At 65.1% G+C, this 19935-nt stretch carries 13 protein-coding genes; 10 read left to right on the forward strand and 3 right to left on the reverse strand.

All coding sequences use genetic code 11. From position 1 onward, the window contains the following. The first annotated feature begins 23 nt into the window (after positions 1-23). Positions 24-1058: an NAD-dependent epimerase gene (locus tag ABMA46_RS08855; RefSeq protein WP_348998980.1), complete on the forward strand. Its 1035-nt coding sequence runs from the start codon at positions 24-26 to the stop codon at positions 1056-1058. 30 nt (positions 1059-1088) lie between these two features. On the opposite strand, the gene ABMA46_RS08860 is transcribed toward ABMA46_RS08855, so the two are convergent. The 3 genes from ABMA46_RS08860 to ABMA46_RS08870 form a co-directional block, all read right to left on the reverse strand. Beyond that, positions 1089-2228, reverse strand: coding sequence for a DegT/DnrJ/EryC1/StrS family aminotransferase (locus ABMA46_RS08860; RefSeq protein WP_348998981.1), 1140 nt, complete (start codon positions 2226-2228; stop codon positions 1089-1091). Positions 2229-2470: 242 nt separating this feature from the next. Then, positions 2471-3394, reverse strand: coding sequence for a carbohydrate kinase family protein (locus ABMA46_RS08865; protein ID WP_348998982.1), 924 nt, complete (start codon positions 3392-3394; stop codon positions 2471-2473). 165 nt (positions 3395-3559) lie between these two features. After that, positions 3560-4708 carry an ROK family transcriptional regulator gene (locus ABMA46_RS08870; protein WP_348998983.1) on the reverse strand — a complete coding sequence of 383 codons (1149 nt, stop codon included), beginning with the start codon at positions 4706-4708 and terminating at the stop codon, positions 3560-3562. Positions 4709-4991: 283 nt separating this feature from the next. Between ABMA46_RS08870 and ABMA46_RS08875 the strand changes: the two genes are divergently transcribed. The 9 genes from ABMA46_RS08875 to glgX all read left to right on the forward strand — a co-directional run bounded on the left by ABMA46_RS08875 (position 4992) and on the right by glgX (position 19933). Continuing rightward, the gene (locus ABMA46_RS08875) at positions 4992-6020 is read left to right on the forward strand and encodes a sugar ABC transporter substrate-binding protein (RefSeq protein WP_348998984.1); all 1029 of its coding nucleotides are present in this window, start codon (positions 4992-4994) and stop codon (positions 6018-6020) included. Between the two features lie 405 nt (positions 6021-6425). Next, the gene (locus tag ABMA46_RS08880; protein WP_348998985.1) at positions 6426-7502 is read left to right on the forward strand and encodes an ABC transporter permease; all 1077 of its coding nucleotides are present in this window, start codon (positions 6426-6428) and stop codon (positions 7500-7502) included. Next, positions 7499-8281 (forward strand): ATP-binding cassette domain-containing protein, encoded by a 783-nt coding sequence (locus tag ABMA46_RS08885; RefSeq protein WP_348998986.1) that lies wholly within the window; start codon positions 7499-7501, stop codon positions 8279-8281. Before ABMA46_RS08880 ends, ABMA46_RS08885 begins: the two co-directional genes overlap by 4 nt. A 159-nt stretch (positions 8282-8440) precedes the next feature. Further along, positions 8441-10909 carry a glycogen/starch/alpha-glucan phosphorylase gene (locus ABMA46_RS08890; RefSeq protein ID WP_348998987.1) on the forward strand — a complete coding sequence of 823 codons (2469 nt, stop codon included), beginning with the start codon at positions 8441-8443 and terminating at the stop codon, positions 10907-10909. 52 nt (positions 10910-10961) lie between these two features. Then, on the forward strand, positions 10962-13175 hold the full coding sequence (glgB, locus tag ABMA46_RS08895) for a 1,4-alpha-glucan branching protein GlgB (protein WP_348998988.1): 2214 nt from the start codon (positions 10962-10964) through the stop codon (positions 13173-13175). Between the two features lie 27 nt (positions 13176-13202). Continuing rightward, on the forward strand, positions 13203-14468 hold the full coding sequence (gene glgC / locus ABMA46_RS08900) for a glucose-1-phosphate adenylyltransferase (RefSeq protein ID WP_348998989.1): 1266 nt from the start codon (positions 13203-13205) through the stop codon (positions 14466-14468). A 177-nt stretch (positions 14469-14645) separates the two neighbouring features. Next, on the forward strand, positions 14646-16094 hold the full coding sequence (glgA, locus tag ABMA46_RS08905; protein ID WP_348998990.1) for a glycogen synthase GlgA: 1449 nt from the start codon (positions 14646-14648) through the stop codon (positions 16092-16094). A 3-nt stretch (positions 16095-16097) separates the two neighbouring features. Further along, entirely contained in the window at positions 16098-17726 is a 1629-nt protein-coding gene (locus ABMA46_RS08910; RefSeq protein ID WP_348998991.1) for an alpha-D-glucose phosphate-specific phosphoglucomutase, read from the forward strand. A 215-nt stretch (positions 17727-17941) separates the two neighbouring features. Next, positions 17942-19933 carry a glycogen debranching protein GlgX gene (glgX, locus tag ABMA46_RS08915; protein ID WP_348998992.1) on the forward strand — a complete coding sequence of 664 codons (1992 nt, stop codon included), beginning with the start codon at positions 17942-17944 and terminating at the stop codon, positions 19931-19933. The last annotated feature ends 2 nt before the right edge of the window (positions 19934-19935 follow it).

Here is a 19935-nt window from a genome sequence, read left to right on the forward strand (position 1 = left end):
CGAATGCCCAGCAGGATGACGCAATGAAAGTCCTCGTGACCGGCAATGCCGGGTTCATCGGATTCCACGTCGCGAGACGGCTGATCGAGCGCGGCGACGAGGTCGTCGGCATCGATGTCGTCAACGATTATTACGATCCGGCGCTCAAGGAAGCGCGGCTGGCCGTGCTGGACGAGGTCGCGGCCCACCAAGGGGCCAGCTATCGTTTCGTGCGCGGCAACATCGCCGATAGGGCGATCGTGGAGTCCTGCTTCTCCGGCCGGTCCTTCGACCGGGTCATCCATCTCGCCGCGCAGGCCGGCGTCCGCTACAGCCTTGAAAATCCGCTCTCCTATGTCGAGAGCAACATCCTCGGCTTCACCAATATCCTGGAAGCCTGCCGTCACAATGGCATCGGCCATCTGACCTACGCGTCGACGTCGAGCGTCTATGGCGCCAACAGCCGCATGCCGCTCAGCGAGCATACGCCGGCCGACCATCCGCTTCAGTTCTATGCCGCGACCAAGCGCGCCAACGAATTGATGGCGCACAGCTATTCGCACCTATTCGGCCTGCCGACCACGGGCCTGCGCTTCTTCACCGTCTACGGGCCGTGGGGACGACCCGACATGGCGCTGTTCAAGTTCACTCGCGCGATCCTCGACAAAGAGCCGATCCCGGTGTTCAACAACGGCAACCACACGCGCGACTTCACCTATATCGACGACATCGTCGAGGGCGTCGTCAGGGCGAGCGACGCGGTCGCCGCGCCAAATCCCGGCTGGAACGGCGAGAATCCGGACCCGGCCACCAGCAGCGCTCCTTTTCGCATCTACAATATCGGCAACAGCAGTCCCGTCAGGCTGGCGGACTATATCGGCGAACTGGAAGCGGCCCTCGGGCGCAAGGCCGAGAAGGAGTTGCTGCCGCAACAGCCGGGCGACATGCTCGACACCTTCGCCGATGTCGGCGATCTGGCCGCCGACCTCGGCTACAGGCCGATCGTCCCGGTGCACGAGGGCGTGCGGCGCTTCGTCGAGTGGTATCTCGATTTCTACCGGCCGCAAGGCGCGGCCTGATCCCTGCCGCGCCGCGGCAGGCGAGGGCGGCTATTCCGCCGCCCGTGCCGAGTTCGAGCCGATATAGTTGCGGATCGTCTCGATGATCCGGTCCTGATCGTCCTTGCCGAGATAGGGGTGCATGGGCAGGCAAAGGATGCGGCCGGGCAGCTCTTCCGACACTTTTAGGCCGGCCGGCGTGCGCGGATAGTGGCGATAAGCCACCTGCTCGTGCAGCGGCTTCACATAGTAGATGACCGACGGGATGCCCTTTTCCTGAAGGTGCGCCCTCAGCCCGTCGCGCTTCGGCGTCTCGATGGCGTATTGCGCCCAGGCCGAGCGGTCGCCGCCGGGATTGCGCGCGGCCTTGACCACGTCGCCGAGCCCCTCTGCATAGCGGTCGGCGACCGCATGGCGGGCTTCCATTTCCTCTTCGAGGATGGCGAGCTTCTCGATCAGGATCGCCGCCTGCAGCGTGTCGAGACGCGAGTTGATGCCGACATGGACGTTGTCGTACTGCGTCTCGCCCTTGCCGTGGAACGCGAAGGAGCGGAGCTTTTCGGCGAACGCTGCGTCATTGGTGAACATGGCACCGCCGTCGCCGTAGCAGCCCAGCGGCTTGGCCGGGTAGAAGCTGGTGCCGGCGACATGGCCGAAGGCGCCGCACATCGTGCCGCCGGCTCTGGCGCCGATCGCCTGCGCGGCGTCCTCGATGACGAGCAGGTTCTCGCGCTTCGCAATGGCCATGATCGCGTCATAGTCGGCGGCGAGGCCGAACAGGTCGACCGGAATGATCGCCTTCGGCTTCAGCCTTCCTTCCTTCTTGACCATGTCGATCGCGGCTTCGAGGCTGGCGATGTCGATGTTGTAGCTGTCGGCCTCGACGTCGACGAAAACCGGTTCGGCCTTTGCCAGCGCCACGACCTCGGCGGTCGCGGCGAAGGTAAACGACGGCACGAAGACGGCGTCGCCCGCACCGATGCCTGAAGCGTAGAGCGGCAGGAGCAGCGCATCGGTGCCGTTGGCGCAGGCCACCACATGGTCGACGCCGATATAGTCCGCCAGCTTCTTTTCGAACTCGGCGACCTGCGGGCCGAGAATATAGCGTCCGTCCTCCACCACGCGCTGCATGGCAGCCGTAAGCCTGTCGCCGATGCGCGCCCTTTGCGCGCCGAGATCGATGAATTGCATGTCGCTTCCAGAAATTCTTTCGTTTTATGCGCCGCTGGTATCAGAGTTGCCGCATATGCGAAAGCGCGGCGGCATTGCGCCAGCCGCCCGGCATCTGCGTCCGGATCACCGCAACGCCGGAAAATTCGCCTGCAGGCCCCGAAACGCAAGGGTTGCGGCAGACAATCCAAGGTTCATCTTCGCCTCGAACAATGGAATGCAACACAATGTGATCGCCGGCGTGATCGCGAGCCGCAAGGCGTTCAGTCGATCTCGTGCCGCCAGGGCGGGTTGGCGCCGGCGCGCGACACCGTGACGGCTGCCGCCTTTGCGCCGAGCGAAAGCGCCTGCTGGATCGCATCCTGCGAAAGCGCGGCGATGGCCGCCTTGGACAGAAGGCCCTGTTCGTCGAGAGACGCCAGGACGCCCGCGTTGAAGGTGTCGCCCGCGCCCACCGTATCCACGACCTCTACCTTTTGCGGCTCGACCGTGACGGTGTGCTCGCGGCTGTAGGCGATCGCGCCCTTGCCGCCGCGCGTCATGACGATGAGCTTCGGACCGCGCTCCAGCCAGGAACGTGCGATGTCTTCCGGAGAGCCGGCTTCCCCGAACCAGGCTAGGTCCTCGTCGGACACCTTGACGATGTCTGCCATCGCGACCATGCGCAGGATCCGCTCGGCGTGGCGGGCGCGGTCGGGAATGAATCCCGGACGGATATTGGGATCGAGCATGGTCACGCGGGTCTTGTGTTCGCGCGCCATCAGCGCCTCATAGGTCGAGCCGCAGGGTTCCGGGATCAGGCTGATCGCGCCGAACAGCAGCGCATCGACATCGTCGGCGAGGTTGGGCAGGTCTTCCGGCGAAAGCATCCGGCCGGCCGTGCCCTCGTCATAGAAGACGTAGGTGGCGTGCCCGTCCTTGAGGTCGACGAAGGCCAGCGTCGTCGGGCGCGCCGAGAAGTGGGCGTAGCGCGTTCCCGCCCTGCTTTCCGCCAGCACGCGCATGAGCTGCTGGCCGAAAAGATCGGTGGAAATGCCGGAAAAGAATTCCGTCGGAGCGCCCAGCCGTCCGAGCGCGATGGCGGTGTTGAACAGGGCGCCGCCCGCATAGGGAGAAAAAGCCGGCTCGTCCGCCGTGGTGCGGCGCGGCAGCATGTCGATCAGAGCCTCGCCGCAGCAAAGGATCATGGCCTGGTTTTCTCCCCGGGATGGATGACGCCCATGCGGACGATGCTGCTGCCATAGAGTGTCGGATCGCTCGTGGCAACGGCAGCAATCCCTTCACCGCGGCCGGTTGTGGATTGACCGGTCAGAAACGGGGGGTCGGACCAAGGCGGAATGCCGGTCGGCATGTCACGCGCTTCCGGCAAGCAGGTTCGAGCCGACGAGGAAGCGCTCGGAAAGCGGCAGGCTGGCGCCGCCGAGCGCGCGTGCATGAATGCCCACCGTCCCTTCGCGGATCGCCGGCAGCGTCAGCCCCTCGGCGTCGATTGCCGCGATCGCGCGCTCGACCGCCTCGACCAGCCGCTTGCGGACGGCGAGCGGCATCCAGCCGTCGATCACCGCCGCCTCGAAGTCGATGACCGAGGTTGCTCCGACGATGGCATAGGCGAGCGCATGCGCGGTCTGTCCGACCCAGCGGTCGAGATCGGCGCCGAGGTCGCCCCAGTCCAGTGGCGATGTCCACAGATGCGAGGCGTCGAAGCCGCGCGCGGCGAGCGCCTTCTCCAACATGGCGATGGAGGCGATGTCGATGAGCTGCGTCGGCCGGTTGTCCGGCCCGGGCACCGGCATGGAACCCAGCGCGCCGGCATTGCCGGTAGGCCCGCCGTAAAGACGTCCGTCGAGCACGATGCCGCCTCCCACGAAGGCGCCGATGTAGAAATAGAGGAAGTCCCGCAGGCCGCTCGTCTTGCCGAACACCAGTTCGGCGCCGCAAGCCGAAGTGGCGTCGTTCTGCAGATAGACGGGAAAATCGCACAGCGCCTGGATTTCGGTCCGGATATCGAGATCGCGCCATTCCTCCATGACGTCTCGAGGGGCGCCGGCTGCGTCTGCCCAGTTCCACAACTGGAACGGCACCGCGATGCCGAGACCGGCAATTCTTTGTCGTTGCGCTTCGGACAGGCCGTCGCGCATCTCCTTCATGCTTTCGGCAACGAAGTCCACGGTTTTGCGCGGGGCAGGGTACCGATAGGAGTGCTGTTTCATCGAGCGGATCGCGCCGAGGAAATCGATCAGCACCAGTTCGGCGCTGCGCCGGCCGACCTTGAGCCCCATGAAATAGGCGCCGTCCGGATTGAGCGACATGGGGATAGATGGCTGCCCGACGCGCCCGCGCACCGGCTCTTGCCGCAAAAGCAGGCCGTCCGTCTCCAGTTCGCGCATGATGACGGAAACGGTCTGCGCGGAAAGGCCGGTGAGCCGGGCGATGTCGGATTTCGACAGGCTGCCGTGCTCGCGCACCAGCGACAGCACGATGCGCTCGTTGTGATCGCGCATGCCGCTCTGGTTGGTTCCGCGATGAAACCGGCTCGCGGCGAACTCCGATGGACCACCGTGCTTCGTCACGTTCGCTTTCACCCCTCCCGCATACGGTCGCTTTTTCCTCAGGATGGGCGGAGCGCGCAAGCCTGTCAATAATAAATAAGAGTGATTTAATTATTGACAGGCGCCGCCGACTGATGTCTGTTTGAGGGTAGCGGACGGCCGGACTGGGAAGAGCGGCCGGAGCCTGCTGGGTCGCCGGTTGTGCCGGCTCTTTGTTTGATCGGGAGGAGAGTTCATGAGCAAGTTGACGTTCCTGAAGGCCGCGCTCGCGGGCCTTGTGATGACCGGCGCCATGACCGGCGTTTCACATGCGGCCGACATCGTCGGGCTGATCACCAAGACGGAAGGAAACCCCTTCTTCGTCAAGATGCGCGAGGGCGCGCAGGCCAAGGCCAAGGAACTCGGGCTCGACCTCAGGACCTTCGCGGGCAAGTTCGACGGCGACAACGACAGCCAGGTCGCCGCGATCGAGAACCTGATCGCCGCCGGCGCCAAGGGCTTCGCCATCGTGCCGAGCGATTCCACGGCGATCGTGCCGACCATCAAGAAGGCGCGCGACGCCGGTCTGCTGGTGATCGACCTCGATACGCCGACCGATCCGATCGACGCGGTCGACGCCACCTTCGCCACGGACAATTTCAAGGCCGGCAATCTGATCGGCGAGTGGGCCAAGGGCACGCTCGGCGACAAGGCGAAGGATGCCAAGATCGCCTTCCTCGACCTCGCCACCAATCAGCCGACCGTCGACTACCTGCGCGACCAGGGCTTCATGAAGGGCTTCGGCATCGACATCAAGGATCCCAAGAGATACGGCGACGAGGACGACGCGCGTATCTGCGGCCATGAAATGACCGGCGGCGCCGAGGATGGCGGACGCACCGCCATGGAGACGCTGCTGCAGAAATGCCCGGACGTGAACATCATGTACACGATCAACGAGCCGGCCGCGGCGGGTGGCTATCAGGCCCTCAAGGCCGCCGGCAAGGATGACGGTTCGGTGCTGGTCGTCTCCATCGACGGCGGCTGCCCGGGCGTGAAGAACGTGCAGGCCGGCGTCATCGGCGCGACCTCGCAGCAATATCCGCTCAAGATGGCGGCGATGGCCATGGAGGCGATCGAGAAGTTCGCCAAGACCGGCGAGAAGCCGAAGCCGACCGAAGGCAAGGACTTCTTCGATACTGGCGCGCAACTCGTCACCGACAAGCCGGTCGAGGGCGTCCCTTCCATCACCACCGAGGAAGGCCTCAAGCTCTGCTGGGGGTGAGAAGCCGGTTCGCGTAGCGAATTCGTCGTGCCGGTGGCACGACGAAAGGCTTCGAACGCCTGGGAGCTGCCGAAGGCAGCGGGACCCGGGCAGGAAGCCGGTCCGCGAAGCGGACGAAAAGCCCCGAAATGGGCTTTTCGAGCGACGAACGCCCGAGGCCATAGCCGAGGGCAGGGCCGGTTCGCGTAGCGAATTCGTCGTGCCGGTGGCACGACGAAAGGCTTCGAACACCGGGGAGCTGCCGGAGGCAGTGGGACCCGGGCCGTAGCCTGAGCGGGACGCTATGCACGCCAGTCAATGTGAGCGCAGAGATATCGTCCCTGCGCTTCGCCGTCCGCTCTTCTCAGTTCGGGCGGGACATGGCAGGCTCAAGCTGCCGACACTTCAATCCCGGGAGGGGATGCGATGAGTGACGATTCCATCGGCTCGACGACGGCCGAGCGTGGTCTTGAAGGCCACGACAAGGCGGTCGCCAGCTTCGACGAAGACAGGCGCTCGGGCCTGCGGCACGTGCAGCGCTTCCTGCACGAATATCCCACGGCCGTTCCCTTTATCGTGCTGCTGGCGGGCGTGCTGATCTTCTCCGTCATCGTCGGCGGGCGTTTCTTCGCGCCCTTCAACCTCTCGCTGGTGCTGCAGCAGGTGACGATCATCGGCGTCCTCGGCATCGCCCAGACGCTGGTCATCCTGACGGCGGGCATCGACCTTTCGGTCGGCGCCATCATGGTGCTGTCGTCCATCGTGATGGGACGGCTCGCCGTCGTCGCCGGCTTTCCGCCGGATATCGCCTTCGCGCTCGGCCTGCTGACGGGCCTCGTCTGCGGCTTCATCAACGGCGTGCTGGTGGCGATCGTCAACCTGCCGCCGTTTATCGTCACGCTCGGCACCTGGAGCGTCTACGGCTCGATGGTCATCTACGTCTCGCATTCGGAAACGATCCGGGCGCAGGACATCGAAACCATCGCGCCGATCCTGCAATGGACGGGCAACACCATCCGCCTCGGCGGCGGCGCGGTGCTGACCTATGGTGCGATCCTCATGATCCTGCTCGCGGTCGCCGTCTGGTACATCCTCAACCGGACCGCCTTCGGGCGGCACGTTTACGCGACCGGTGATGATCCCGAGGCCGCGCGGCTGGCCGGCATCAACACGCGCAACACGCTGATCGCGGTCTATGCGCTGGCGGGCTTCATCTGCGCTATCGCGAGCTGGGTGCTGATCGGCCGCATCGGCGCGGCGTCTCCGCTCGGCAACCAGACCGCCAACCTCGACGCCATCACCGCCGTCGTCATCGGCGGAACCTCGCTGTTCGGCGGGCGCGGATCACTCGTCGGCACGCTGTTCGGCGCGCTGATCGTCGGCGTCTTCCGCAACGGACTGGCGCTGGCCGGCTTCGAATCGCTCTGGCAGGAATTCACTGTCGGCATTCTCATCATCCTGGCCGTCACCATCGACCAGTGGATCAGGAAGATTTCGGCATGAGCACGCAACCGATCCTGGAAGCGAAGGGCCTCACCAAGCGCTATGGCCGCGTGGTGGCCCTCGACAATGCCGATTTCGACCTGATGCCGAATGAAATCCTCGCGGTGATCGGCGACAACGGCGCCGGCAAGTCGACGCTCATCAAGGCGTTGTGCGGCGCCGTCGTGCCGGACGCCGGCGAGATCCGGCTGGACGGCAAGCCCGTGCATTTCCGCTCTCCGATGGAGGCGCGGATGGCCGGCATCGAAACTGTCTATCAGAACCTCGCTTTGTCGCCCGCGCTCTCCATCGCCGACAACATGTTCCTTGGCCGCGAAATGAGGAAACCCGGCCTGACGGGAACGCTGTTTCGCCGGCTCGACCGTGCGGGGATGGCCAGGATCGCCCGTGAAAAACTCTCCGAACTCGGCCTGATGACCATCCAGAACATCAGCCAGTCGGTCGAGACGCTGTCCGGCGGCCAGCGTCAGGGCGTCGCCGTCGCGCGTGCCGCCGCCTTCGGCAGCCGCGTCATCATCATGGACGAGCCGACCGCCGCGCTTGGCGTCAAGGAGAGCCGGCGGGTGCTCGAGCTGATCCTCGACGTGAAGCGCCGCGGCCTGCCCATCGTGCTGATCTCGCACAACATGCCGCATGTCTTCGAGGTGGCGGATCGCATCCACATCCACCGCCTTGGCCGTCGTCTCGCCGTCATCGATCCGAAGCAATATTCGATGTCGGACGCGGTCGCCTTCATGACCGGCGCCAAGAAACCGCCGGAACTGGAGCAGGTTGCTTGACGAGAGAGCATTTGCTCATATAGTGAGCAAATATCCGAATAGCAGCCATGCAGCGCCGGACCTCTAAATCGATTGAGCCGCAGCGCCGCCTTGGTTAGCATCCCTTCGCCGGAACGTTGCGATGGCCGGTGAAGGATGATGCACAGCGGGGACGGCGGCATGAAGAGCGCGACCAAGGACAAGACCCCCGCGGCCTTTCCTCCCAATCCGGGATCCGAGGCGCTCGCCGCGGAAATCCTCGAGGTGCTGAAGTACCGTGTCGGCAAGGACACGACGGTCGCCACGCCCTACGACTGGCTGACGGCGTCCATCAAGGCGGTGCGCGACCGCATCATCGACCACTGGATCAGCGCCACCAAGGAAGCCTACGAGCAGCAGGAAAAGCGCGTCTACTACCTGTCGCTCGAATTCCTCATCGGGCGGCTCATGCGCGATGCCTTCTCGAATTTTGGCCTGATGAACACGGTTCGCGAGGCGCTGGCGTCGCTCGGCGTGGACTTCGACGTCATCGCCGCTTTGGAGCCTGACGCCGCGCTCGGCAATGGCGGTCTCGGACGGCTCGCCGCCTGCTTCATGGAATCGATGGCGACCGTCGACATTCCCGCCCACGGGTACGGCATCCGCTATGCCAACGGCATGTTCCGCCAGGAAATCCAGGACGGCTGGCAGGTGGAGCTTCCCGAAACCTGGCTCGATCACGGCAATTCCTGGGAGTTCGAGCGCCGCGAGCGTGCCTTCGAGGTGGGCTTCGGCGGATCGGTCGAATCCGTGACCGACAAGGAAGGCCGGCTTGAGCGCCATATCTGGAAGCCGGGCGAGCGCGTGCTGGCGGTCGCCTACGACACGCCCGTCGTCGGCTGGCGCGCCAACCGCGTCAACACGCTGCGGCTGTGGTCGGGCATGCCGGTCGACCCGATCCTGCTCGACAAGTTCAACGCCGGCGACCACATCGGCGCGCTGGCCGAGAGCAACAAGGCCGACGCGCTTTCACGCGTTCTCTATCCGGCCGATTCCCACATGGCCGGCCAGGAACTACGGCTGCGGCAGGAGTATTTCTTCTCCTCCGCCTCGCTGCAGGACATATTGCAACGGCATCTGAGCCAATATGGCGAACTGGAGTCGCTGCCGGACAAGGCGGCGATCCATCTGAACGACACCCATCCGGCGATCGCCGTGCCCGAACTGATGCGGCTGTTGATGGACGTCCACGGCATGGACTTCGACCGGGCCTGGAGCATCACCGGGCGCACCTTCGGCTACACCAATCACACGCTTCTGCCGGAGGCGCTGGAAAGCTGGCCGGTGCCGCTGTTCGAGCGGCTGCTGCCGCGCCATATGCAGCTCGTCTATGCCATCAACGCGCAGGTGCTTCTGGAGGCGCGCGCCACCGGACGTTTCAACGACGAGCAGATCGCGCGCATCTCGCTGATCCAGGAAAACGGCGACCGCCGCGTGCGCATGGGCAACCTTGCCTTCGTCGGTTCGCACTCCATCAACGGCGTGTCGGCCCTGCACACCGATCTGATGAAGAAGACGGTGTTCGCCGACCTGCATAGCCTCTATCCCGGCCGCATCAACAACAAGACCAACGGCATCACCCCGCGCCGCTGGCTGTTCCAGTGCAATGCCGGCCTGACGGCGCTGGCGCGCGAGGCGATCGGCGACCGCTTTCTCGACGATATCGAGGCTATCCGCGACCTCGATGGCTTCGCCGGCGATGCCGCCTTCCGCGAGAAGTTCGCCGCCGTCAAGCGCGCCAACAAGGTGCGCCTCGCCGAACTCGTCGCGCGCCGCCTCGGCATCCGCATCGATCCGTCGGCCCTGTTCGACATCCAGATCAAGCGCATCCATGAATACAAGCGCCAGCTTCTGAACATCCTGGAGGCGGTGGCGCTCTACGACCAGATTCGTTCCCACCCCGAGCGCGACTGGGCGCCGCGCGTGAAACTCTTCGGCGGCAAGGCTGCGCCCAGCTACCATAATGCCAAGCTGATCATCAAACTGGCCAACGACGTGGCCAGGGTCATCAACGGCGATCCGGCCGTGCGCGGCCTGCTGAAGGTCGTGTTCGTCCCCAACTACAATGTCAGCGGCGCCGAGGTGATGATGCCGGGCGCCGACCTGTCGGAGCAGATCTCGACCGCCGGCATGGAGGCGTCGGGAACCGGCAACATGAAGTTCGCGCTCAACGGCGCGCTCACCATCGGCACGCTGGATGGCGCCAATGTCGAGATCCGCGAGCGGGTCGGCGACGACAACATCTTCATCTTCGGGTTGAAGGCCAACGAGGTGGCGGAGCGCCGCAGCGGCGGCTATCAGCCGCGCGCGGTGATCGAAGGCTCGCCCGAGCTTTCGCAGGCCCTGTCGGCTATTTCGTCGGGCGTCTTCTCGCCCGGCGATCCCGACCGCTACCGCGATCTCGTCAGCGGGCTCTACGACAGCGACTGGTTCATGGTCGCGGCCGATTTCGACGCCTATGCCGCAGCCCAGCGGACGGTGGACGATGTCTGGCGCGACCCGCACGACTGGAACGCCAGGGCCATCCGCAATGTCGCCCGCGTCGGCTGGTTCTCGTCCGACCGGACCATCCGCGAATATGCGAAAGATATCTGGAACGTGCCTGCGTGATGTGATTGCATGAGGTCTCGGCAACGGGGCCGGTGCCCAGGGAGGATGCCGATTGAAGAAGCCGCGCGCGACCGCTGCGACGGACGGAACGGATGGCCGGGCATCGGCCGGCGATGTCTCCGCCATTGTCGCGGGAACGCATGGCGATCCGTTCGCGGTTCTGGGCATCCAGCAGGTCGGCAAGGGGTTCGTCGCCCGCTGCTTCATTCCGAATGCCGAGGACGTTTGCGCCTTCACGCTGGACGGCAAGGAGATTGGCCAGCTCGAAAGGTGCGACCCGGCAGGGTTCTTCGAGGGAAAGCTCACGCTTCGCAAGCGCCAGCCCCTGCGCTATCGCGCGCGCAACAACGGCGGCGAGTGGTGGGTCACCGATCCTTATTCCTTCGGGCCTGTGCTGGGGCCGATGGATGATTACTACATCGCCGAAGGCTCGCATCTGCGCCTGTTCGACAAGCTCGGCGCGCACCTGATCGACCACGAGGGGGCGAGCGGCGTGCATTTCGCCGTCTGGGCGCCCAACGCGAAACGCGTGTCGGTCGTCGGCGATTTCAACGACTGGGACGGCCGCCGCCATCCCATGCGCGACCGGCGCGACACCGGCATCTGGGAAATCTTCATTCCCGATATCGGCGCAGGTCGGCCCTACAAGTTCGAGATCGTCGGCGCACAGGGCGTTCGCCTGCCGCTCAAGGCCGATCCGTTCGCCTTCAAATCAGAACTGCGCCCGGCCAACGCCTCGGTCACCGCCTCGCCGCTGGCCCACGAATGGGGCGACGAAGCGCACCGAAACTTCTGGCGCGGCGCCGACATCAGGCGCGAGGCGGTCTCGATCTACGAGGTCCACGCAGGATCATGGCGGCGCCATGACGATGGCTCGTTCCTGACCTGGGACGAACTGGCCGAGCGGCTGATCCCCTATGTCGTCGATACCGGCTTCACCCATATCGAGTTCCTGCCGATCTCCGAGCACCCTTTCGATCCCTCCTGGGGCTACCAGACAACCGGGCTTTACGCGCCGACCGCGCGCTTCGGCGACCCGGCCGGCTTCGCCCGCTTAGTCGACGGCGCGCACCGGGCGGGCGTCGGCGTCATCCTCGATTGGGTGCCGGCGCATTTCCCGGTCGACGAGTTCGGCCTCGTGCGCTTCGACGGCACCGCGCTCTACGAGCACGCCGATCCGCGCAAGGGCTTCCACCCCGATTGGAACACGCTGATCTACAATTTCGGCCGCCGCGAGGTCGCCGAGTTCCTCGTCAACAACGCGCTCTACTGGGCCGAGAAATATCACGTCGACGGGCTGCGCGTGGACGCGGTGGCCTCCATGCTCTACCTCGATTACTCGCGCAAGGAAGGCGAGTGGATCCCCAACGAGAAGGGCGGCCGGGAGAATCTCGAGGCCGTCGCCTTTCTCCAGCGCATGAACAAGGAGCTATACGGCCATCATCCCGGCGTCATGACAATCGCCGAGGAATCGACGTCGTGGCCGAAGGTCTCGCAACCGGTGCACGAAGGCGGGCTGGGCTTCGGCTTCAAGTGGAACATGGGCTTCATGCACGACACGCTGGAGTATTTTTCCAGGGAGCCGATCCATCGCAAGCACCATCATAACGATCTCACCTTCGGCCTGATGTACGCGTTCTCGGAAAACTTCGTGCTGCCGCTCAGCCACGACGAGGTGGTGCACGGCAAGGGGACGCTGATTGCCAAGATGGCGGGCGACGACTGGCAGAAATTCGCCACGCTGCGCGCCTTCTATGCCTTCATGTGGGGCTATCCGGGCAAGAAGCTGCTGTTCATGGGTCAGGAATTCGCTCAACGGCGCGAATGGAGCGAGGCGCGCCCGCTCGACTGGGAGCTTCTGCAATACAAGCCGCACAGCGGCATGCGCCAGATGGTCCGCGACCTGAACTATCTCTACCGCTCGCGCCCCGCCCTGCATGCGCGCGACTGCGAGCCGGACGGCTTCGAATGGCTGATCGTCGACGACAGTGAGAACTCCGTCTTCGCCTGGCTGCGCAAGGCGCCGGGCGAGAATCCGGTGGCCGTCGTCTCGAATTTCACGCCCGTGCCGAGGCAGGGTTATCGCATTCCCCTGCCGCATGCAGGCGCCTGGCGCGAGATCATCAACACCGATGCCGCGGACTATGGCGGCTCGGGCATGGGCAATGGCGGCGAGGTCGAGGCGCGCCGGGAAGGCGAGGGGGGCGCCGCTTCGCTGACCTTGCCGCCGCTGTCGACGATCATGCTGGAATTCCTGGGCGGTTAGACGCCGGGAGCGTTTTGGGAGGGTAACATGGCAGACTTGAAACGAACCCAGCCTCTGGCCCGCGACGCCATGGCCTATGTGCTCGCGGGCGGGCGCGGCAGCCGGCTGAAGGAATTGACGGACCGGCGCGCCAAGCCGGCCGTCTATTTCGGCGGCAAGACCCGCATCATCGATTTCGCGCTGTCGAATGCGCTCAATTCCGGCATCCGCCGCCTCGGCGTCGCGACCCAATACAAGGCGCATTCGCTGATCCGGCACCTGCAGCGCGGCTGGAATTTTTTGCGCCCCGAGCGCAACGAGAGCTTCGATATCCTGCCGGCTTCCCAGCGCGTTTCCGAAACGCAGTGGTACGAAGGCACGGCCGACGCCGTCTACCAGAACATCGACATCATCGAGGCCTACGGGCCGGAGTTCATGGTCATCCTGGCGGGCGACCACATCTACAAGATGGACTACGAACTGATGCTGCGCCAGCATGTCGACGCCAATGCCGACGTGACCGTGGGGTGTCTCGAAGTGCCGCGCATGGAGGCGACCGGCTTCGGCGTGATGCACGTCGATGCGAAGGACAACATCATCGCCTTCGTGGAGAAGCCCGCCGATCCGCCCGGCATCCCCGACAAGCCGGATTTCGCGCTGGCGTCGATGGGCATCTACGTGTTCCGCACGAAATTCCTGATGGACCTCCTGCGCAAGGACGCCGCCGATCCCAATTCGAGCCGCGACTTCGGCAAGGATATCATTCCGGCCATCGTCAAGGACGGCAAGGCGATCGCCCACCGCTTCGCCAAATCCTGCGTACGTTCCAGCCAGGAGGCGCAACCCTACTGGCGCGACGTCGGCACGATCGACGCCTATTGGGAGGCCAATATCGACCTGACAGACGTGACGCCCGAGCTCGACCTCTACGACCGCGACTGGCCGATCTGGACCTATGCCGAACTGAAGCCGCCGGCCAAGTTCGTGCACGACGACGACGGCCGGCGCGGCATGGCCGTCTCGTCGCTCATCTCGGGCGACTGCATCGTGTCCGGCGCGTCGCTCAGGCACAGCCTCGTCTTCACCGGCGCGCGCATCAACTCCTATTCGACGCTCGATCACGTCGTCATGCTCCCCGACTGTCACGTCGGTCGCAACGCGCATCTGAAGAACGTCGTCATCGACCATGGCGTGAAGATACCCGAGGGGCTGGTCGTGGGTGAGGATCCGGTCGCGGACGCCAAGCGCTTCCGCGTGACGGAAAAGGGGATATGCCTGATCACCCAGCCGATGATCGACAAGCTGGGGGCTTGAGTTGAAAGCCCGGCGTACCCCCACCCCTAACCCCTCCCCGCAAGGGGGAGGGGGACCCGCCTGCCTTTCCTTCTATGCGGAAGCAGTCGGTATTAGGGCACAGGCCGAATCCCCCTCCCCCTTGTGGGGAGGGGTCAGGGGTGGGGGTGAATGTCGCGCGACGCAGGAAGTCTTTTGATGCAAGTCCTCTCCGTCGCCTCCGAGATCTTTCCGCTGGTCAAGACCGGCGGGCTGGCGGATGTCGCCGGTGCGCTGCCGATCGCGCTTGCCGGCAAGGGCGTGGCCATGCGCTCGCTCCTTCCCGGTTACCCGGTGGTGATGGAGGCTTTCAGGAAAAGGAAGGCCGTCCTGCAATACCCGTCGCTGCATGGCGGCAAGGCGGCGGTCCACGCCGTGCGGATCGGCGATCTCGATCTCTTCGTGCTGGACGCGCCGCATCTCTTCAACCGTCCCGGCGGTGGTCCGTATGGCGATCCGGCCGGGCGCGACTGGCCGGACAACTGGCGCCGCTTCGCCGCGCTCTCCCAGGTCGGCGGCGACATCGCCGCCGGCGCAATCGCCGGTTACAGGCCCGATGTCGTCCACGCCCATGACTGGCAGGCGGCGATGACGCTGGCCTATATGCGCTACGGCAAAGCGGTGGCGACCCCGACCGTCATGACGGTCCATAACCTCGCCTTCCAGGGCCAGTTCGGCGCCGGCGTCTTCGGCGAACTCGGCCTGCCGGCGGAGGCGATGACGGTGGACGGCGTCGAATATTACGGCGGCGTCGGCTTCCTCAAGGCCGGCCTGCAGGCGGCGTGGGCCATCACCACCGTCAGCCCGACCTACGCGCAGGAAATCCGCTCGCCCGAATTCGGTATGGGCCTGGACGGGCTGATAAATATGCGTGCCGACGACCTCTACGGCATCGTCAACGGCATCGACACCGACATCTGGGATCCCGCGAAAGACAGGCATCTCGCCGCGACCTACGATGCCGCCGATCTGACGCTGCGGCGCAGGAACAGGGCGGCGATCGAGGAGCGTTTCAACCTCGAAAGGGACGAAAGCCCGATCATCTGCGTCGTCAGCCGCCTGACCTGGCAGAAGGGCATGGACATGCTGGCGGGCGCCGTCGACGGCATCGTCTCGGCCGGTGCGCGGCTGGCGGTGCTGGGGTCGGGCGATCCGGGGCTGGAAGGCGCGCTGCTGGCCGCTGCCGCCCGTCATCGGGGTCGCGTCGGCACGCTGATCGGCTATGACGAGGCGCTTTCGCACCTCATGCAGGGCGGCTGCGACGCCATCCTCGTTCCGTCGCGCTTCGAGCCCTGCGGCCTCACCCAGCTTTACGGGCTCCGCTACGGGTGCGTGCCGGTCGTGGCGCGCACGGGCGGCCTGGCAGACACGATCATAGACGCCAACGAGGCCGCGCTTTCGGCGGGGGTTGCCACCGGCTTCCAGTTCACGCCCAATAGCGGCGATGCCCTGCTGCACGCCCTGCATCGCGTGATGCGCGCGCATGGTAACGCAGAAGTGTGGTCTTCCATCCAGCGTCAGGGGATGAAAGCCGATGTTTCCTGGAACCGCAGTGCCGAACGCTATGTTGAACTCTACCGTCTGTTGCTTTCCCGGAAGGTCGCCTGAGTCATGATACGAACCGTCGCAACCAAACCTTTTTCCGACCAGAAACCCGGCACGTCCGGCCTGCGCAAGAAAGTGCCGGTGTTCGAGCAGGCGCACTATTCGGAAAACTTCATCCAGTCGATCTTCGACGCGCTCGACGGCTATCGGGGCAAGACGCTGGTGATCGGCGGCGACGGCCGCTACTACAACCGCGAGGTCATCCAGAAGGCGCTCCGCATCGCCGCCGCCAACGGCTTCGGCAAGGTGATGGTGGGGCAGGGCGGCATCCTGTCCACGCCCGCCGCTTCCAACATTATCCGCAAGTACAAAGCCTTCGGCGGCATCATCCTGTCGGCCAGCCACAATCCCGGCGGACCGCACGAGGACTTCGGCATCAAGTACAATGCCGAGAACGGCGGGCCTGCGCCCGAGAAGCTGACCGACGCTATCTTCGCCAAGTCGAAGGCGATCAAGGAATACCGGATATCGGATGCAGGCGAGATCGATATCGATACGCTGGGCACGTCCAGGATCGAGGACATGACCGTCGAGGTCATCGATCCGGTGAAGGACTATGCCGAACTGATGGAAAGCCTGTTCGATTTCGAGGCATTGCGAAAACTCTTCAAGTCCGGCTTCCGCATGGCCTTCGATTCCATGCACGCGGTGACCGGTCCCTACGGCAAGGAGATACTGGAAAACCGCCTCGGCGCACCGGAAGGAACCTGCCGCAACTTCAAGCCGCTGCCCGACTTCGGCGGCCATCATCCGGATCCGAACCTGGTCCACGCCAAGGCGCTCTACGACGATGTGATGAGCGCGTCCGGTCCCGATTTCGGCGCGGCCTCCGACGGCGACGGCGACCGCAACATGATCGTTGGCAAGGGCATGTTCGTGACGCCGTCCGACAGCCTGGCCCTTTTGGCGGCCAATGCCAAGCTGGCGCCGGCCTATGCCAAAGGCATCGCCGGCGTCGCGCGATCCATGCCGACGAGCGCGGCGGCGGACCGCGTGGCCGAAAAGATCGGCGTCGATTGCTACGAGACGCCGACAGGCTGGAAATTTTTCGGCAACCTGCTCGATGCCGGCAAGGTGACGCTGTGCGGCGAGGAGAGCTTCGGCACCGGCTCCAACCATGTGCGCGAGAAGGACGGGCTGTGGGCTGTGCTGTTCTGGCTCAACGTCATCGCCGCGCGCGGCGAGAGCGTGAAGGACATCGTGACGAAGCATTGGGCCACCTACGGCCGCAACTATTATTCGCGCCATGACTATGAGGAGGTCGAGAGCGAAAAGGCCGACGCGCTGATGCGGGACCTGCGCGCGAAGTTGCCGTCGCTGCCCGGCACTAGGGTGCGCGGCCTGACCGTCGCCAAGGCGGACGATTTCGCCTATCACGATCCCGTCGATGGCTCGGTGAGCGAGCATCAGGGCATTCGCGTCATGTTCGAGGGCGGCGCGCGTGTCGTCTTCCGCCTGTCTGGCACGGGCACGTCCGGCGCGACGCTGCGCGTCTACATGGAACACTATGAACCGGATGCGGCCAAGCACTGCATCGACACGCAGGAAGCCCTTGCCGACCTGATCGCCGCCGCCGAGGACATTGCCGGCATCCGAAAACATACCGGCCGCGACAAGCCGAGCGTGATCACGTGATCCGCATCGGCGGATAAGCAGATTCAGATGAGATTCCTGCCGAGGTTTGTGGGCTTGATACCCCCACCCCTAACCCCTCCCCTCAAGGGGGAGGGGGACTTTGTAGCCGCCCGGGCCAGAACCTTCGAGGATGTGCGCCGGTTGACCGCGTGGGTGGTCCCCCTCCCCCTTGAGGGGAGGGGTTAGGGGTGGGGGTAAGCTCGTCTCATCGGCATTTGCTGCAAGGGGAAGCAAAAAATCCCCTCGGCGCAACCGTCTCCTCTAAAGGTATCCATTTCGCCGTCTGGTCGGGCGCGGCGGAGCGCGTCTGGGCCTGCCTGTTCGATGGCGAACGTGAGACGCAGCGACTGGAATTGAAGACGGACGGCGAAGGTATTCACGCACTTTTCGTGCCAGGCCTGAAAGCCGGCCAGCGCTACGGCTTCCGCGCCGACGGTCCTTATGATCCCGGCAAGGGCCAGTGGTTCGATCCCGACAAGCTGCTGGTCGATCCCTACGCGGTCGAGATCGACCGGCCTTACGTCTATGACCCGCGCCTGGCCGCACGGCGAGGGGAGGGCGGCGATACCGCCGCGCTCGTGCCCAAGGCTATCGTGCGAGTTCTTCCTGATGCCGGTCCCAAACAGCCCCCGCTCTTCGAGCCCGGCGGCCTGATTTACGAACTGCCGGTCAGGGCGTTCTCGATCCGCCATCCCGACGTGCCGGAGCCGGATCGCGGCACCTTGCGCGCGCTGAAAGCGCCGGCCGTCATCGAGCACCTGAAAAAGCTCGGCGTGTCGGCCGTCGAGCTGATGCCGGTCGCCGCCTGGATCGACGAGCGCCATCTGGCGCCGCTGGGGTTGACCAACGCCTGGGGCTACAACCCCGTCACCTTCATGGCGCTCGATCCACGTCTGGCGCCCGGCGGTCTGGCCGATCTGCGCGAAGCGGCGGACGCGCTGCACGAGGCCGGCATCGGCATCATCCTCGACGTGGTCTTCAATCATACGGGCGAGAGCGACGCGCTGGGTCCGATCTTGTCCCTGCGCGGGCTGGATGCGCGGACCTACTATCGGCATGACGCGGACGGAAAGCTCATCAACGACACCGGCACCGGCAACACGCTGGCCTGCGATCGGCCTGTCGTCCAAGACCTGATCCTCGACAGCCTGCGTCATTTCGTGCGCCATGCCGGCATCGACGGTTTCCGTTTCGATCTGGCCCCGATCCTCGGCCGCGACGAAAATGGCTATCACAAGGATGCGCCGCTGCTGGAAGCCATGCGCGCCGACCCGTTGCTCTCCGACCGCGTGCTGATCGCGGAGCCTTGGGATATCGGCAGGAACGGCTACCAGCTCGGCAATTTCCCTCCGCCTTTCCTCGAATGGAACGATCGCTTCCGCGACGATGTGCGCCGTTTCTGGCGCGGCGATGCCGGCGCAGTCGGCGCGCTGGCGACGCGGCTTGCCGGTTCGTCCGACGTGTTTGGAGGGTCTGCCGCCGACACCCGCACCGTGAACTTCATCGCCGCTCATGACGGCATGACGCTGGCCGATCTCACCGCCTATGCGAAGAAACACAACGAGGCCAACGGCGAGAACAACCGAGACGGCCACGACGAGAATTTTTCATGGAACGACGGTGTCGAGGGCGAAACCGACGATCCGGCCGTTCGCGCCCGCCGCAAGGCCGACATGCGCGCGCTGCTTGCGACCCTGTTAGCCTCGCGCGGCGCTGTCATGCTGACGGCGGGCGACGAATTCGGCCGCAGCCAGCATGGCAACAACAACGCCTATGCGCAGGACAACGAGACGACCTGGCTGGACTGGGCCGGCCGCGACACCGAACTGGAGGATTTCGTGGCGGCGCTATCGGCGCTGCGGCGCGCGACACCCGCCCTGGGGGCGGTCGGCTTTCTCACCGGCGGGCCTGTCGACGGCTCGATACCGGACGTCGAATGGCTGACCGAGACCGGTGCCGTTCTCGACGATGCGGCGTGGCGGGATCCGGCCCGTCATCGCCTCGCCATGATCCTGCGCGACGCCGATGGCGGCCGGCTGGCCGTGCTCCTCAACGGCGACCGGCGTGCCTCGACATTCGCCTTGCCGAGCCGGGTGGGCTATCGCTGGATTTCCGCCTTGGCAGACCAGCCGGATTCCGGCGCCGCGGTCGCGGGGCGCAGCGTGGCTTTCATGGTTGATCGCAGGACGGGTTCGGAGGCGGGATAGAC

This window comes from Mesorhizobium hunchu (assembly GCF_040081975.1).
Taxonomy (GTDB): domain Bacteria; phylum Pseudomonadota; class Alphaproteobacteria; order Rhizobiales; family Rhizobiaceae; genus Mesorhizobium; species Mesorhizobium hunchu.

Coding starts and splice junctions, on each gene's coding strand:
- ABMA46_RS08860 (WP_348998981.1), bottom strand. CDS start 2,228: ATGCAATTCATCGATCTCGGCGCGCAAAGGGCGCGCATCGGCGACAGG.
- ABMA46_RS08875 (WP_348998984.1), top strand. CDS start 4,992: ATGAGCAAGTTGACGTTCCTGAAGGCCGCGCTCGCGGGCCTTGTGATG.
- ABMA46_RS08870 (WP_348998983.1), bottom strand. CDS start 4,708: ATGCGCGATCACAACGAGCGCATCGTGCTGTCGCTGGTGCGCGAGCAC.
- ABMA46_RS08885 (WP_348998986.1), top strand. CDS start 7,499: ATGAGCACGCAACCGATCCTGGAAGCGAAGGGCCTCACCAAGCGCTAT.
- glgC (WP_348998989.1), top strand. CDS start 13,203: ATGGCAGACTTGAAACGAACCCAGCCTCTGGCCCGCGACGCCATGGCC.
- ABMA46_RS08890 (WP_348998987.1), top strand. CDS start 8,441: ATGAAGAGCGCGACCAAGGACAAGACCCCCGCGGCCTTTCCTCCCAAT.
- glgA (WP_348998990.1), top strand. CDS start 14,646: ATGCAAGTCCTCTCCGTCGCCTCCGAGATCTTTCCGCTGGTCAAGACC.
- ABMA46_RS08880 (WP_348998985.1), top strand. CDS start 6,426: ATGAGTGACGATTCCATCGGCTCGACGACGGCCGAGCGTGGTCTTGAA.
- ABMA46_RS08910 (WP_348998991.1), top strand. CDS start 16,098: ATGATACGAACCGTCGCAACCAAACCTTTTTCCGACCAGAAACCCGGC.
- ABMA46_RS08865 (WP_348998982.1), bottom strand. CDS start 3,394: ATGATCCTTTGCTGCGGCGAGGCTCTGATCGACATGCTGCCGCGCCGC.
- ABMA46_RS08855 (WP_348998980.1), top strand. CDS start 24: ATGAAAGTCCTCGTGACCGGCAATGCCGGGTTCATCGGATTCCACGTC.